The sequence below is a fragment of the Fructobacillus durionis genome (assembly GCF_900112405.1).
GTDB lineage: Bacteria > Bacillota > Bacilli > Lactobacillales > Lactobacillaceae > Fructobacillus > Fructobacillus durionis.
The window spans coordinates 107,674-123,701 of record NZ_FOLI01000002.1 but is presented as its reverse complement, the minus strand read 5'-3'; the positions used below and the strand labels follow the sequence as shown (position 1 = coordinate 123,701).

At 44.5% G+C, this 16,028-nt stretch carries 15 protein-coding genes, 1 tRNA gene and 1 other annotated feature; of the genes, 3 read left to right on the top strand and 13 right to left on the bottom strand.

Annotated features, from left to right (window positions below):
- Positions 1–14: 14 nt before the first annotated feature.
- From BMZ93_RS03235 to map, 4 genes are read right to left on the bottom strand one after another with little or no spacing between them, the layout of a single operon-like run.
- Positions 15–671, bottom strand: a complete 657-nt coding sequence (locus BMZ93_RS03235; RefSeq protein WP_091502177.1) for a histidine phosphatase family protein — start codon at positions 669–671, stop codon at positions 15–17.
- Positions 668–1,006, bottom strand: coding sequence for a cysteine desulfurase (locus BMZ93_RS03230; protein WP_091502175.1), 339 nt, complete (start codon positions 1,004–1,006; stop codon positions 668–670). The genes BMZ93_RS03235 and BMZ93_RS03230 overlap by 4 nt, the downstream gene beginning before the upstream one ends.
- Positions 1,007–1,030: 24 nt before the next feature.
- Positions 1,031–2,392 carry an RsmF rRNA methyltransferase first C-terminal domain-containing protein gene (locus tag BMZ93_RS03225; protein ID WP_091502173.1) on the bottom strand — a complete coding sequence of 454 codons (1,362 nt, stop codon included), beginning with the start codon at positions 2,390–2,392 and terminating at the stop codon, positions 1,031–1,033.
- Positions 2,393–2,419: 27 nt separating this feature from the next.
- Positions 2,420–3,208: a type I methionyl aminopeptidase gene (map, locus tag BMZ93_RS03220; RefSeq protein ID WP_091502171.1), complete on the bottom strand. Its 789-nt coding sequence runs from the start codon at positions 3,206–3,208 to the stop codon at positions 2,420–2,422.
- Between the two features lie 179 nt (positions 3,209–3,387).
- Between map and BMZ93_RS03215 the strand changes: the two genes are divergently transcribed.
- Complete coding sequence (locus tag BMZ93_RS03215) at positions 3,388–3,717, top strand: hypothetical protein (RefSeq protein ID WP_091502169.1); 330 nt, start codon at positions 3,388–3,390, stop codon at positions 3,715–3,717.
- Between the two features lie 52 nt (positions 3,718–3,769).
- Here BMZ93_RS03215 and BMZ93_RS03210 read toward each other — a convergent pair whose 3' ends face one another.
- Both BMZ93_RS03210 and upp read right to left on the bottom strand, forming a co-directional pair.
- Positions 3,770–5,158, bottom strand: coding sequence for a D-alanyl-D-alanine carboxypeptidase family protein (locus BMZ93_RS03210; protein WP_159427783.1), 1,389 nt, complete (start codon positions 5,156–5,158; stop codon positions 3,770–3,772).
- A 66-nt stretch (positions 5,159–5,224) separates the two neighbouring features.
- Entirely contained in the window at positions 5,225–5,854 is a 630-nt protein-coding gene (gene upp, locus BMZ93_RS03205) for a uracil phosphoribosyltransferase (protein WP_091502165.1), read from the bottom strand.
- Positions 5,855–6,011: 157 nt separating this feature from the next.
- Here upp and BMZ93_RS03200 point away from each other — a divergent pair.
- Positions 6,012–6,084 (top strand) — tRNA-Arg (locus BMZ93_RS03200).
- 183 nt (positions 6,085–6,267) lie between these two features.
- Here BMZ93_RS03200 and BMZ93_RS03195 read toward each other — a convergent pair.
- From BMZ93_RS03195 to thrS, 5 genes are all read right to left on the bottom strand, one after another.
- Complete coding sequence (locus BMZ93_RS03195; protein ID WP_091502162.1) at positions 6,268–7,131, bottom strand: fructosamine kinase family protein; 864 nt, start codon at positions 7,129–7,131, stop codon at positions 6,268–6,270.
- Positions 7,132–7,356: 225 nt separating this feature from the next.
- Complete coding sequence (locus tag BMZ93_RS03190) at positions 7,357–8,769, bottom strand: nicotinate phosphoribosyltransferase (RefSeq protein WP_382419198.1); 1,413 nt, start codon at positions 8,767–8,769, stop codon at positions 7,357–7,359.
- Positions 8,770–8,928: 159 nt separating this feature from the next.
- Positions 8,929–9,585: a VTT domain-containing protein gene (locus tag BMZ93_RS03185; RefSeq protein ID WP_091502160.1), complete on the bottom strand. Its 657-nt coding sequence runs from the start codon at positions 9,583–9,585 to the stop codon at positions 8,929–8,931.
- Between the two features lie 64 nt (positions 9,586–9,649).
- Entirely contained in the window at positions 9,650–11,020 is a 1,371-nt protein-coding gene (locus tag BMZ93_RS03180; protein ID WP_091502158.1) for an amino acid permease, read from the bottom strand.
- A gap of 64 nt (positions 11,021–11,084) precedes the next feature.
- The gene (gene thrS / locus BMZ93_RS03175; protein ID WP_091502156.1) at positions 11,085–13,049 is read right to left on the bottom strand and encodes a threonine--tRNA ligase; all 1,965 of its coding nucleotides are present in this window, start codon (positions 13,047–13,049) and stop codon (positions 11,085–11,087) included.
- A gap of 102 nt (positions 13,050–13,151) precedes the next feature.
- Positions 13,152–13,359 (bottom strand) — a binding site (T-box leader).
- Positions 13,360–13,652: 293 nt separating this feature from the next.
- Between thrS and BMZ93_RS03170 the strand changes: the two genes are divergently transcribed.
- Positions 13,653–14,111 (top strand): flavodoxin domain-containing protein, encoded by a 459-nt coding sequence (locus BMZ93_RS03170; protein WP_091502155.1) that lies wholly within the window; start codon positions 13,653–13,655, stop codon positions 14,109–14,111.
- A gap of 38 nt (positions 14,112–14,149) precedes the next feature.
- On the opposite strand, the gene BMZ93_RS03165 is transcribed toward BMZ93_RS03170, so the two are convergent.
- Together BMZ93_RS03165 and BMZ93_RS03160 are read right to left on the bottom strand one after the other, a co-directional pair.
- A complete protein-coding gene (locus BMZ93_RS03165; protein WP_091502152.1) occupies positions 14,150–14,875 on the bottom strand; it encodes a YebC/PmpR family DNA-binding transcriptional regulator in 726 nt (241 codons plus the stop codon).
- A 128-nt stretch (positions 14,876–15,003) separates the two neighbouring features.
- Positions 15,004–15,783: a phosphatase PAP2 family protein gene (locus BMZ93_RS03160; protein ID WP_159427782.1), complete on the bottom strand. Its 780-nt coding sequence runs from the start codon at positions 15,781–15,783 to the stop codon at positions 15,004–15,006.
- Between the last annotated feature and the right edge of the window lie 245 nt (positions 15,784–16,028).

Sequence of the window (16,028 nt, the reverse complement as noted above, 5' to 3'; positions counted from 1 at the left end):
GTACCATTTACCCATTAAATCGTCGTTGACGCGTCCTGGGCCTTGTCGAGATAATCCGTTTGGTTCCATTCGACAAGTTGAAAGTCTTTGCCATCATTTGTTTGAATCGTCGTCGTTGATGTGTTGGAAAGGCCGCCCAACTTTGAACGAATATCCTCACGCTTTACATCCAAGAGGTTGGACATACCAAAGGTCAAAATCAAACCATGGGCCACAACCAGAACGGATTCATCCGGGTAGTCAACCGCGACTTGTTCGATAAAACGGCGGAAACGACGAACGGCACGGGTATAGCCCTCGCCATTAAAGCCTTCACCCTCGAACTTTTCCAAGTGGTTACGGTAGGTATCGTAAGCCTCTGGATAATCGCGAGCAACGTCTTCTTTTTTCTGACCTTCCCAGTCACCCAAACCAACTTCAACAATGTTGGAATGGAGGGATAACTTAGGCCGCTTAGGAAGCTTATCCACAATGGTTTCAGCCGTTTTCTGCGCACGGGGTAGTGGCGAAGAAAAGGCACGGGAAATCCCCTTTTCTTTCAAAAAGGCCGCGACTTTATCCATGTCTTCAAAGGAAGTCTTCAAAAGTGGTGAATCACCATGGGCACCCTGGAAGCGCTTTTCAAGGTTCCATTCGGTTTGTCCATGTCGTACAAAGTAAAAAGTTGTCATGCAATTTGCTCCAAAACCTGTCGTTCTGTCATTTCCTTCAAGAAGAAGCCAACGAGTTCAAGCATGTCCTTGGCATCTTCGCGGGCATAGATATCAACAGGTCCGCCAGCGGCACCAATGACTTCAAGTTTCATGGCTGATAGGTCCTTTTTAAAGACAACCTTCAAAGAGATTGCTTGATCAACTGGCATATCAGGCTGCAAGGAACGCTTCAAAACGTAAGTTCCCGCATTATTTGTGATGAAACCTAAATCGATTAAAGTAAATTTCTTAATTGCAGGACTAATCGTAAATTCGCCCAAATCTTTGATTGTAACTGTCTTTTGATAAGCCATTCTCTTCTCCTTCAATTTCGAATCTTAATGACGTAATCCCTTAGGGTAAAAATTCTTTAGCTGACCGTTCACAAACTTGGCCCAGCCAACTCCGTTGCCACCGGCAGTCATTAGCACAAAACCCTTTTCCAAATCAGCCTTAGTAGTCAAAGCCTCTCCGTGAATGTAAGCTGCCCAGTTCGCTGGGTCATCAATTGCAAAAGTCTGCTTCGCTTCGTCCGGGTAAACCGCCAATGCCAAAGCATGGTCAGGTTCAAAGCGCTTTTTCTTAAAGGTTCCTAAGCAGAGCCCAGCACGTAAAATTTTAACCTTACCAAAGGCTGGACAACCTTCTGGCAGAAGGAAGACACGGTCACCAAAGCGTACCAAGCGTGACAAATCGACCGGCAATCCCGGTACCGTTTCAGCTAAGAAACTCTCTAGCAAACTCGCCTCTTCCGCAGACAGCTTATCCGCCTTCTGCTCCTTTGGTGCCTTCACTTCTTCAGCAGCCGCACTCTTTTGCAACTTTGCCACAAAGTGCCCTTCACCAGGCAAATCCTGTGGCCAAAGTCGAGCCGTCTTCTTCAAATCGGGGTTACCGTCAGCCCATTCAGGCCGACCATCCGCAATTCCGGAACCTGCGACTTTATCGATGGGCAGTAGCTCGAACTCTGGGTACTCTTTTAGTAACCAGGCAATCATTTTCTCGTCTTCTTCTGGCGCAAAGGTACAGGTGGAGTAAACCAGAATACCGCCTGGACGTAGCATCTTCACGGCGTTATCCAAAATACCCTCTGAGCGGTCCGCACATTCGCGTGGATAACCCTCTGACCAGTAAGAAACGGCATCAGGATCCTTTCGGAACATCCCCTCGCCCGAACAAGGCGTGTCCAATAGTACGCGGTCAAAGTAGCCCGGCAAAGCCTTGGCTAAGTCCTTCGAATCTGCTGATGAAACGATGGCGTTGCGTACGCCAAAACGCTCAATGTTTTCGGACAAAATCTTGGCACGGCCAAAGAAAATTTCATTCGTCCAAAGTAGGCCCTGCCCCTGCATTTGACCAGCTAACTGGGTGGACTTTCCACCGGGAGCGGCTGCCAAATCAAGGACACGTTCACCAGGTTTGGCATCCACCACCTCGGCTACAAACTGGGCCGATGGTTCCTGAGAGTAAACCAAGCCAGTGGTATGATCAATGCTCTTTCCAGATACTTGACCAAAGTAACCATTTTTGGACCAGGCAATGGGATTATCCAAGGATAAGTCGACGGGCTCTTGATTGGCCTTCAAAGGATTCAAGCGAAAGCCCTTATCAATTGGTCCCGCCAGTGCCTCAAAAAAAGGCCCGCTTCCGTTACCGAGCAGGTCTTGATATTTTGCGATGAAAGCTTCTGGAAGTGCCATGCTTACCTCGTGTTCTGAGTCAATCTCTTACAAATACTTTGCGTCTTCAACAGGATCCTGTGAAGTCAAAATCTTAGGGCCATCCTTGGTGATTGCCAAAGTGTGCTCATATTGAGCAGACCATGAACCATCAGCCGTACGAACCGTCCAACCATCTTCAGGAGTTGTGTCAGTTGTGACTTCCCAACCACCCATGTTAATCATTGGTTCGATGGTAATGGTCATTCCTTCCTTCAAGCGAAGGCCGTGACCGGCCTTACCAAAGTGAGGAATAGCTGGATCTTCGTGCATCGTTGGGCCAACGCCGTGACCGATGTACTGACGAACATCTCCGTAACCCATTTCGTCTTCAGTATACTTTTGGATGGCAGCCCCAATATCACCAACACGGTTACCAACAACCGCTTGGTCAATTCCAAGGTAAAGAGCCTTCTTGGCCGTATCCATCAACTTTTGAACTTCAGGTGAAACTTCACCAACGGCATATGACCAGGCTGAATCAGAAATCGCCCCATCAAGGCCAATCACTGTATCAACCTTCAACAAGTCACCGTTCTTTAGCTTCAATCCCTTACGAGGCAATCCGTGAGCCACTTCGTTGTTAATTGAAATGGTAACGGCGTACTTAAAGCCTTCATAACCGATCTGTAGGGGCACACCGCCGTGGTCCTCAATATATGCCTTACACTTGGTCTCGATTTCCCAAGTATCTAGTCCAGGCTTAATTAAGCCGCGAAGCATGTGGTGCATACCCGACATAATCTCGCCGGACTTGCGCATTGCTTCAATTTCACGTGGTGATTTCAAACTAATCATGAATGTCCCTTTCTCATCTTTAAACTATTGTTATTATATCATTTTATAACTTGTCTGGCAGTTGCTATTACCGGCTTTTTTCGATGGCTGCCACCATCCTTTCTTACCGGTCTACCCGTTGACTTTTCTAAAGTCGGTAACCATAATAGAGGTAAGAAAAGAAAAGGAGTGTGTCTGATATGAAGAACTTTTTACTTGGTGCCTCATTGTTTGGTAATGCTGCATTAGCATACCTATTGTTAAAGGATAGCGATCAAGTTGCTGACCTTAAGTTGAAGGCCAACGACGCGGTTGAATCTGGCAAGTCAAAGGGACAGGAATTCATCGCCCTTGGCAAGCAACGCGCAAACGACTTAACTGAAGCAGGTAAGGATAAGGCAAACCGCGCTAAGAACAAGTTAAATTTAGCTAAGGCTGAAGCCGCAGTTAAGAAGGACGAAGCCACACATTCTTTGGACGAACAATTAGCTCAACTTAAAGAACGTGCTGACGCTCACCTAGCTAAGTAAATATAAAAAAGAGCTAAGGCCTTTTGACCCTAGCTCTTTTTTTGTGCACAATTTATGATTTCCAGAAAGACAACCAGTTTTGACGATACCCCTTATCATCCAACTGTTCAACCATTTCCTGGTTCGTCAGTGGCAACTTCTTTTGTGAATCAGGAACGCCATCCAAGTAAGAAGCCTTTAGATTTGGCGCAACAGACAAGACCACGTCATCATCACTTAGTGACTGACTGTTGTAACGCTTGACTTTGGCAAAGGATAGCTGACCCTTTTCGGACTTTTTAATCCAGTATGTCCGCTTTTCCTGGGTGATCAACTGAACTTTCCCACCCTTGGCCCAGGCGTTCTTCGTCTTACCCTGACCAGGTAAAATCTGCTTAGCTTCAACCGACTGGTTATTGTAGCTATCCAGAACCTGATTAACGGCATCAATCGTAACTTGGTAACGTTCCTTGGAGTCGGTATACTTACCAGCACCCGAAACCACCGTGATGAATTCATGACCACTTTGGTCTTTAACGATACCGGTCAAACCACCACCCGAGTCAGGTGTAGAACCCGTCTTCAATCCTTCAAAAGTCAAATTCTTTGGATTGTTTAACTGGCTCTTAATCTCACGCTCGAACTTACCACCTTCGGTCAGCTTAATCTTTGTGGCGGTTTCATCGCCGTTCGGACTGTATACCAAACCGATTTTATCGTAGTACCCACGAACATCCGGATAGTCCTTCAAAATGTTGTAAGCAAGAATGGCCAAGTCGGTTGTCGTTGCCTTATTTTCGGCGTTCTTCTTCGCAGATTTCACTTCGTAATCGAAGGCGTCATCATTGACCTGACCCGCGGCGTTATACCAAACAGTATTCTTTAACTTCAACTTCTTCGACCAGCGGTTCAAGAATTCCTGCTGCGTTTCGGACTTTTTCTTAGCAAAGTCTGCTAAGGCCAAGGAAGCATCGTTGGCAGACGTGGTAAACATGGCCTCAAAAAGTTCCTTTACCGTCAAAGTCTGACCCTCATGAACATCCAAATGGGCGTACATGGCAGTGTCCTTCTCAGACCAATCCGCAGACTTCGAAATCGTCACTGGCGTTGTCCACTGGTAGTCACCGTTATCAATCCCCTGCAAAACAGCATAGGCCGTCAACATCTTACTTTGAGAAGCGATACCAATCTGTTGGTTAGGATTCTTCTCCCCCAAGATTTGTCCGGTCGTCCCATCAATAACAAGGGCTGATTTTGCATTCACCTTGAGCTTCATTGCAGAACCATCAAGCTTTGACGAACTGTTAACAATTTGATCCCGGTTTGACCAGTAAGCTAGACCGAAAAATGAACCCGTTCCTAAAATCAGAATGAGAAGAAGGACCCAGATAAGAATGCGCAAAAAAAGAGGAAGGCGACGCTTCTTCTTCGTTTCTGATTTATAAGCTGGGCGAAACTTCATCCCCAAAGTGGCTTTTTTTCTAAATGGATTTCTTAAATTCATTTTTCAATTATTCTTTTTTATTTATTAATGGGTTCCAAACAAACGGTCACCAGCATCCCCTAATCCAGGAACGATGTATCCATCGTTATTCAACTTCTCATCAATTGAAGCAGTAACAATTGGTACATCAGGATGAGCTTCTTGCACGGCCTTTAGACCTTCAGGAGCTGATACCAAGGTAATCAACTTAATTTGTGTGGCACCACGCTTCTTCAAAGCAGAGATACCATCGATGGCTGAACCACCAGTCGCCAACATTGGGTCAACCAACAAAACTTCACGTTGATCAATATCGTCTGGCAACTTCACAAAGTATTCCACTGGTTGTAACGTTTCTTCATCACGGTACATACCAATGTGTCCGACTTTGGCGGCTGGAATCAACTGTAAGATTCCATCAACCATACCAAGTCCTGCACGCAAGATTGGCACAACGGCCAACTTCTTACCTGCTAGGGATTGTTGTTTTGTAACGGCAACAGGGGTTTCAACCTCGACTGTTTCCAATGGTAAATCGCGTGATGCTTCATAGGTCAAAAGCATTGCAAGCTCATCAACGAGCGCGCGAAAGTCCTTTGTCCCAACTGCTTTGTTTCGAATCATGGTTAGCTTATGCTGAACCAAGGGGTGCTTCACTTCGATAATATCGGCCATAACCAATTCCTTTCAATCCATACTTAACTAAGTGTAGCAGATATTTACCAGAAGTTCTTTTCGAATGCTTAAAAAAATGGTTAAGAATATGTAAAATCAGCACAAACCCCTTCTAATTGTTATTAATCAGTATTTTCGCTATAATAATAAGTACTTTGCACCTGTAGTTTAACGGGATAAAACGGGGACCTCCTAAGTCTTTGCTCCCAGTTCGAGTCTGGGCAGGTGCATAAATAACGTTGATATAATGCGGCTTAGCAGATGTGTGCACGACTTTTTTCATGCCTAAACTAAAAACCACCCTCGCTGATTCAGATTAGGGTGGTTTTATTGTTTGTTGGTTCTTTCAATAAAAAAAGCCGTCAACCAAACCCACAGGTTTAGCTGACAACGCTTTTGATTTCCCAATTAAATTAGAACTGTAAGAGCAAACGGTTCAAACGTGGTGCATAGATATCGCCAAAACGGACGAAGTGCATCAAAATGTAATAGAATTCATACCACTTGAAACGGTCTTCATAACCCTCGTCGAGTGGATAGGCATCCTCATATCCCTCGTAAAACTTCTTGTTGAAGCCTGGGAAGACTTTGGTAATGGCAATATCATACTCTCGGTCTCCGTAAAAGGCGTTTGGATCGATAAAGACTGGCTGCCCCTGTTCATCAAACATAAAGTTTCCAGCCCATAAATCGCCGTGTAGCAAAAATGGCTTAACGTTCTTGACGTGCTCATCGTTTAAGATTGCCTTCTTCAGGTTATCAAAGTGATCGCCACGTTGCGTCAACCAGAAGCCCTTCTTGATCGCCTGTTCCATTAGTGGTTCCAAACGTTGGTGAACAAAGAAGTCACCCCATGAATCATTCCAAGTATTGTCCTTTGGTACGAAATCGTATTCATTGGAAAGATCAAAGCCAAATTGACTCGAGGTTGTTTGGTGCAAGACCGCCAAGGCACGTCCTAAGTCACCTTGGTTAGCAGGACCAGATGGAATCCATGACAAAAGTAGGTAAGCAAAGCCTTGGCACTCCCCTTGCTTAATTACTTTTGGCACCGTCACATGCTTGCCTAGAGCCTTTAGAGACGCAACTTCTGAATCAAAGAAGTGCTTATCATGGTTGGGTTGGACCTTCAAAAAATAACGGTCGTTACCGGAATAGAGTGAATAGGCCAGGTTGACATCACCACCAGAAACTGGCTTTAAATCGTGTGGATTCTGCAAATTTAAACGAGTTAAAAAGTCAGGTCCAATCAAATTAGCTTTTGCTGAAGACAGCATAAAGTACCTCCTAAAATAAATAAAAAACAGCCTTCGTTAATAAACGAAAGCTGTTTTTGAGCAAATAAGGGCCTTAGGTAAGACAAGTTCATCAAGAATTGATTGCACGTTTAATCGATACATAAGGCCTCTTTTCTTTAATTCCACTGTACCACAGAAATACCTATATGGGGAATAATTTCAACAAAAAAGGTTAACTAGAAATCCTAGTTAACCTTCAACCACTTAACCGTTTTCACGGCCAAGACTATTCTTTTCTTTTAGAGGCTCAGCTGCGCGCTTCAAAATATCATCGGCAGAAACCGGCGTATTTACACCGTTTTCGTAAACTGTCTGTAGGAGGTCTGTCCCCTCTTTATGCTGTGGCACAGTCTGCAACTGCCCACTACCGTCTACAATTACCTTTAGCAAACCGGCCTTAGAAGTTTTAGTTGGGTCCGTTTTAGGCTGCTTCTTAATATCAAGATCAGCCCCTTCAATCGTGTGAGCGTATGCAGCCTTAATGGCAAAACGTTCCGTATCACGTGTGAAACCTTCCTGCAAAAGTCCTCCGCCGGAACCAACAACTAAGTTATCCGTTGACCAACCACGTTCAATTAAAGCTTCATACAGCTTAATAATGGTGTTGGCCTTCATGCCATCTCCCTGAATCAGACCGACGTTGTGCTTCAAAACCTTGTAACCCTTGTCGTTAACCTCGGTTCCGAAGATTTCGGCCAAAATATCAAGCACGGCCAAATCCATGGTAATCGGATCACCAGAATCAGGGCGCAAAACAACACGGCCTTCACGATTCTTGATTCGTTCCACCATTTGCTTTGAACCAACGACGTGGCGAACAAAGTTAAAGGTATCATAGGAATCAATGACGATTGAGAGTGGTGCATCATCCGGCGTACGGTCTAATTGAGCGTTTAAGTAATCAAACTCTCCCTGACCAGATCCATAGGATGTTGCAACCGAATGTTCCGTTGCCCAGATGGACAAGGCCCGGCCTTCTTTACCATAGACTTTAGCAAAGTAGTTCGAAGCAGCTAGGTTATCAGAACCGCGGAAATGCAAGAGATGGGCTGCCCCACCACGTTCACCAGATTCAAGTGATGTCGCTCCACGCAATCCAAAGTCGTTGACCATCAAAGGCAGCATATCGACCGTTCCAGTTTTCTCAACCAATGGCAGTAAACGCTTCTTAATGTACAAAGAGTTGGTTGCAATGGTCGTTGGATACCAGACGTGCATGAGCATGACTTCCAGAGCGTTCAATGACGTGGCAAACCAGTCTTCCGTTGATTCGATGGTAAAGAGTGCCGTTCCAGTTGGTACTTCCAACCCTTCGGGCAAAGCCTTCACCTTCACTGGAAAGTAACCAAGGTCACGAACCTTTTCCCAAACGGATCGGTTGAAGTAGTCCTTTGTTCCGAAGGTTTCTTCAGAGACTTTTTCAGCCTCGTCAATCATTTCAGTTGTGATCTTTGTTTGGAAATAATCATGTAAAATCATGGACATACCAAACCAAGAAACGGTTGGGTACTTTCCACCCACACGGGCTTCCCCGTATGAATAAAGCTTGTTAATATTTTGTGGGTACTGCAAGTGGTGGGTTAACTTGTAAGCATCAGTTGCCAAAATCAAGTTCATCAGGATGTTCCTCTCCATCTTCTGCCTTGTATTTCGAGGGTCAAAAGCACAATTGCTTATCATTAACTCTCGATAAAACGTTGTTTCTATTATAGCGAAGCTCAGTCTAAAAAGCCAAAAAAGCGCTAAGCCAACAGGCATAGCGCTTTTTGTATAAACTTATTTCTTTTTCTTAGCCATAATTGACTTGAACAAGGCAATGATTGATGGCAACAATGTCACAAAGACGATACCAAGAATAATTGCGGAGAAGTGGTTGGCCACGAATGGAATGTTTCCAAAGAGGGCACCTGCTCCGGTCATCAAGAATGACCAGGAAAAGGCTGCAATCAAGGTATATTCAATAAAACGTCGGAATGAAAAGGCAGATAGCCCAGCAACGAATGGCATGAAAGTACGGATGATTGGGATATAACGTCCCATAATCACGGCCACACCACCGTGCTTTTGAAAGAATGCTTCCGATTCTTCAATGTTCTTTGGCTTAATAAAAGTCGAAAAGGGCTTTTTATCAAGTAAGGCACGGCCACCCTTGCGAGCGATTGTGTAGTTCAACGTATCGCCAGTAACGGCCGCTACGAAGAAAACCAACATAAAGACCCAGTGGTTCAAGCCCGCGGCCTGACCAGCTGGCGTCATTGAGATGGCACCAGCCGCAAAGAGTAAGGAGTCCCCTGGTAAGAAGGGTAAAATAATGGCTCCCGTCTCAATTAAGATAACCGCAAATAAGATTAAGTAGGTCCAAGCACCAAAGTGCTGCACTAAGTTCGCAATATGGTCATCAATATGCAAGATAAAGTTGATCAAAAAAGACATTCAACGTCTCCATTCTAGATTTATAAGACTATTTATACCTTGTTTACATTAAATCAAAGCAAAATTATTGCTTTGATGGTGCTTCCTTTGGTTGGAAGTAAGAAATAATTCCAAAGACAACCAGCCAAACAGTTGCACCAATGGCAGGCACAACGGATGAATCGTTGAAGAAAAGCGTGATGTAAACGAATACAAAGAAGATAACCGCCATTGGAACAAAGACACGTGGTGCCTTCATCAAGAAGCCGTCTGGCATGTAGTCAGATGACTTACGGTATTCCCAGTATGCCCACAAAATCATGATGTAAATCATCAAGAAGAGATCAGTGGCTGCTGACGTCACGAAAACGAAGGCATCGTTGATGGCAGGAATTGATGAGAAGATTGGTGAACCGATTGATACCAAGGCAGAGAAGAGCAATGCCTTTGATGGCAAGCCTGACTTTGACAACTTAGCAAATGGCTTTAGGAACTTAGCGTGTGATTCCTTTGACAGTGAGTAGAAGTTACGTCCAGCTGAGAAAAGAATTGAGTTAAATGATGAAGCAGCAGCAGTCAACACAACGAAGTTGATGATGGCAGCGGCACCCTTCAAGCCAACCAATTCAAAGACCATAACGAATGGTGATTGGTGGGCAGGAATTTGCTTCCATGGGTAGATTGTCATGATGACAAACAAGGCACCCAAGTAGAAGAACAAGACACGGAAAGGAATCTGGTTAATCGCCTTTGGCAAAATCTTACGTGGGTTTTCCGTTTCGGCAACCGTCATTCCAATGAATTCCATACCAACAAAGGCAAACATGACCATTTGGAAGGCGTTAACAAAGTTACCAATTCCGTTAGGGAACAAGTTGAAGTTGTGCCAGACGTTTGAGAACTCAACGTATCCAACCGGCGTCTTGAAATGTCCGAAGGCCATCATGATTCCAGTGGCAATCAAAGCCAAGATGGCCGTCACCTTAATCATTGAGAACCAGAATTCCATTTCCCCAAAGACGGCAACAGCAATCAAGTTCACGGCAGCCAAGGCAACCAAGAAGATGATTTGAATTAGCCACTCTGGCATGGATGGGAACCAGAACTGAACATACTTTCCAATGGCTGTTAATTCAGCCATTCCAAAGAAGATGGTTGTTAACCAGTAAGACCAGCGGGCAAAGAAACCAACACGGTTACCCAAGTACTTGGTCATGTATGAAATAAAAGTTGGTTGTGAGGGATCTTGATAAAGCATTTCCCCCATGGCGCGCATCATCACAAACATCATGGCACCGATAATTGCGTAAACAAGCAAAATGGCTGGTCCAGCAAAGTGGATTGAATTTCCGGCACCCATGAAGAGACCAGTTCCAATCGTTCCACCAATGGCAATCAATTGCACGTGGCGGTTTTGCAAGCCCTTTTGCAAGCTTGGTTCATTTTCTTTTGACATAATTTTTTCTCTCTCGTATTTCCGACAAAGGACACCCAATATCAGGTGTCCTTTGTTTTACTTCTTATTTCTCTTCGTCAGGACGTGAGTAACGGGCAACATCCTTCAAGACAAGGGCCTTGAAGTCTGCAGCAGCCATTGCCTCTGTTTCCTGATGTCCGTAACGACGAACCGTTACAGTACCATCTTCTTGTTCCTTATCACCAAGAACAAGCGTGTATGGAACCTTCTTGGTTTGTGCATCACGAATCAAGTAACCCATCTTTGCAGAACGGTTATCAACGTTTGCACGTAGACCAGCAGCTGCCAAATCCTTTTGAATTTGCTTTGCGTAAGCACCGTGTGCTTCAGCATTAACAGGAATGATTTGTACTTGAAGTGGTGCCAACCATGTTGGGAAAGCGCCCTTGTACATTTCAATCAAGTAGGCCGTGAATCGTTCCATCGTTCCAACGATTCCACGGTGGAGCATAACTGGGCGGTGGTTATCTTGACCATCTTCTCCAACGTAAGTTAAGTTAAAGCGTTCTGGCAACAAGAAGTCCAACTGGATGGTTGACAAAGTTTCTTCCCCACCAAGGGCAGTCTTTGTCTGAACATCCAACTTAGGACCGTAGAAGGCGGCTTCACCGGGCGCTTCGAAGTAGTCCAAGCCCATGTCGTCCATGGCACGCTTCAACTGTGCCTGTGACTTTTCCCACATCTCGTCATCATCAAAGTACTTTTCCGTGTTTTCTGGGTCACGGTATGACAAACGGAAACGGTAGTCCGTGATGTTAAAGTCTTCATAAACTTCCATCATCATGGCCAAGATTGACTTGAATTCTTCTTCTAGTTGTTCTTGTGCAACGAATGTGTGACCATCGTTTAGAGTCATTTCACGAACACGTGACAAACCAGTCAAGGCTCCTGACTTTTCATAACGGTGCATCATTCCAAGTTCAGCAACACGCATTGGCAAGTCACGGTATGAACGTGGCTTGTGTTGGTAAACGGCGATGTGTGAAGGACAGTTCATTGGACGCAATTCAAGGAATTCGCCATCCCCCATGTCCATTGGTGGGAACATGTCTTCACGGTAGTGATCCCAGTGACCTGAAGTCTTGTAAAGGTTCAAGTTTGACAAAACTGGTGTGTAAACGTGCAAGTAATCGTTAGCCAATTCCTTGTCGACGATGTAACGTTCTACCTGACGACGGATGGTTGCACCATTTGGCAACCAAACTGGCAATCCAGAACCAACCTTTTGGCTAGTAAAGAAGAGGTCCAAGTCACGACCGATGTTACGGTGGTCACGTTCCTTGGCTTCCGCACGACGTTGCAAATCAGCTTCCAAGTCATCCGCGTTCCAGAAGGCTGTTCCGTAGATACGTTGCATAACAGCCTTGTCAGAATCACCACGCCAGTATGAACCGGCAACAGAAACCAACTTGAAGTGCTTCATCCAACCAGTTGATGGTACCAAACCACCACGGTCCAATTCAACGTGTTCACCTTGAACGGCAACAGTAATCTTTTCATCAGCAGGCAAATCGTTAATCAATTCAACCTTGTAAGGATCGTTCTTGAAAGTTTCAAGGGCTTCTTCACGTGAAATTTGGTGTGACAAGATTGGGAGGTCTTCCTTCACAATCTTCTTCATCATTGCTTCGATTTCTGGGAAGTCATCAACAGAAACTTGCTTACCAGCACCGTTATCAGTGTCATAGTAGAAACCGTTTTCGATGGCTGGTCCAACACCAAAGTGCATGTCCGCAAACTTTGGCATGCGACGAAGAGCCTGTGCCAACAAGTGGGCGGTTGAGTGACGAAGAATCTTCAAACCTTCTTCATCTGACTTTGTAATCAATGCAAAGTCACCCGATTCGTTCATTGGGTCGTTCATTCCAACGTAAGCACCGTTCAACTTTGCTGAAACGGACTTCTTAGCCAAAGACTTCGCAATTGATTCTGCAACTTCAATTGGCTTGACCCCTTCATCAAAGGACTTCTTGGCCCCATCTGGGAATGTTAAGGTAATTTCTGCCATTTGTACTGCCTTCTTTCTTTTCTCTCCTTGCTGACGATTAACCGTTTTCACCTTGAAAATGATTGATAAAAAGAAAAACGTCCCTTTTGCTTAAAAATAAGCAAAAGGGACGTTAAACCGTGGTACCACCCATTTCTCTGAGTAAACTCAGACTCAAGAAACGTTTAACGGTGTCACCCGGGTGAAGTTTCAAAACCTACTTCTTCACCATTCCGAGGTAGTCTTAATCTCACCACTAGACCAACTCACACCAACCGTTGGCTCTCTTTTCTAGTTAAGCAAGACAAGTTATCCTCATCAGCAATTTATTGAACTAATTATTACACACTTTTTAAAAAGTTACAAGGAATTACTTATTATCCTCTAAAACTTGGGCAAGTGCTTGACGCGCCTTGTCATCATGATCCAAAATTCCGTGGTCGTATACGTTTTGCAATGCAGCCACTTGTTCTTTTGATAATGCCATCGTTCTCTCCTCCAAGTATTTTTGACTATTATAAAGCAGTGAAATTCAAAATACCAGTCTATGATTAAAATTGTCTCAGAAGTCCCCCAACATTTCTTGTATAATAGTATCTAAATAAACGTTTCATGGGAGGCAATATGTCTACAGACGGATTAAAAGCACAAGTTGTTTTTGCCACAATCACGGGTAACAACGAAGCGGTAGCGGATAACCTGGTTGAAATCTTAACGGATAAAGGACTTCAAGTTACTAAGAGTGAAATCTCTCAAACCGAACCGGAAGAACTAGCCGACTACGATGTCGCTTTCTTGGTGCCTTATACTTACGATGAGGGCTCCCTTCCTGAAGAAGGATTGGATTACTTTGATGATTTGGCAGACGTTGACTTACCAGAATTAACATACGGCATTGCCGGTTCTGGAGATACCTTCTACGAAGAATACTACTGCATGGCCTTGGATAAGTTCGACAAGCAAATCCAAAAGACTGGGGCAAAGCGTGCTGGCGAACTAGTGCGCATCAACCTTTACCCATCCCCTAAAGACAAGGAACGGTTAACTGCCTTGGTCGATGCCGTCTTAAAAGAAGCTCAATAAAAAAAACCGCCTTTCGGCGGTCTTTTTTTATTTGACGATTAGTCTTCAGCAGTTGTATAAACAGCCAAAACGTCTTCGTTATCTTCTAATTCATCAACCAGCTTTTCAAGCTTTTCGCGGTCTTCATCAGAAATTGACATTGGGTTTTGAGCAATCATCGTTACTTCTGATTCAGCCAACGTGTATCCAGCTTCAGTCAAAGCAGCTTCCACTGCTTGGAAGTCAGATGGTGCCGTATAGATTTCGAAAGCTTCGTCTGAAGTTTGTACATCGTCTGCACCAGCTTCAAGAGCGACTTCCAAAACTGCATCTTCATCGGCTTCTGGGTTTTCTTCGCGATCAATCACCAAGTAACCCTTACGGTCGAATTGGAAGGCCACTGAACCTGAAGTTCCGAGTGAACCACCAAAGTGCTTGAATGAGTTACGAACTGATGAAACAGTACGGTTGATGTTATCAGTTGATGCTTCAACCAACACGGCAACACCGGCAGTACCATAACCTTCGTAAGTAACTTCTTCGAACTTTGCACCACCAGCACCGGATGCCTTATCCAAGGCACGTTGAATGTTGTCCTTTGGCATGTTGGCGGCCTTGGCCTTATCAACTACCAAACGAAGTGAGGCGTTCATTTCGGGATCAGCACCGCCAGCCTTTGCTGCAACATATAAGTCGTGCGCAAGCTTTTGGAAAATCTTTCCACGCTTAGCATCTTGGGCGTTTTTACGACCTTGAATGTTATGCCATTTACTATGTCCTGACATTGTGTCTTCTCCTTAAAATTTAAAAATCTTACTTATTGTAACAAAGTTGTTGATTGATTACTAGTTAATTCACTCAAATCTTCAGCCGACTAAAAAAGTCGGTCAATTTAGACCGACTCAAGAGAAGTTTAGGAGTTGGGTAGCGCCTCTTCAATCAAATGCGCTTTCAATACTCGGGATGTAATGAAAATCATGGAACCGACAATTAAACTAGCCGCCGTCACATCCGACAGCCAGTGAGCACCATAGCGAACTCGACTAAGCGCAATTGTAACCGCCAGTATGACTGTCAGAATTAAAACATATTTTTGTGCTTGTCGATAGGAGCGTGGCAATAAGAAAGTCAGATAAACCAGCAGCCAACCCGAAGTTGTGTGCCCAGATGGGAAGGAGAAGTGCCCATTGGAACCATTCGGCTGGTACCAGGGTGTGAATTGACTCATGTTTGCGTCCATCTGAAATGGACGGTACCGTCCCCAGTGCAGTTTCAAATCACCGATAATGACCGAAACAATGAAGACCAGGGCGATTCCAAAGACCGCTGCTTTTAACAAGTAGGCTCGCTCAGCACCCTCCTGCTGTTCAACATAGCGGTAGAAAAAGTATGAAATCACAACAGTGAAGGCAAATGCAGCAATCCATTCCTGCAGCCCCACATCAGCTACCGTCTTAATGTTTTCATTTAACAATCGAGCCAAAGTATAAGCAAAATAACCATTGACCCCTAGTAAAACCTGGTGCATGGCAAATATCAAAAAGGTTGCCGTTAGCAAAAGCCGTTCGAGCCGGGCTCTTTTCGAGCAGTAAATGGTCCAGGCAATGATTTCAAAGCAGGAAAACAAAACAATGTTGGGACCCTTAGTCCCATACTTCTGAAAGAAATCACCGACAAGTGATGACCGATTCATCACGAGCCTGGTGACATCTTGATCAAAAAAAGCGGCAAAAATTAGCACAGATAAAGTTACGAATAAGAATGATATAAATATCTTTTTTTCATACCGTTTCGTATGAAATTCTTTTCCAAGAGAAAAGGTGGAAGAGTTCGAGAATTGGTTTTCTGAATGATACATAACATCTCTCCTTTATTTGTTAATCCCATTATATCGGCCCATACTTCCCCTGCACAGACACTAGATGGAACAATATGTAT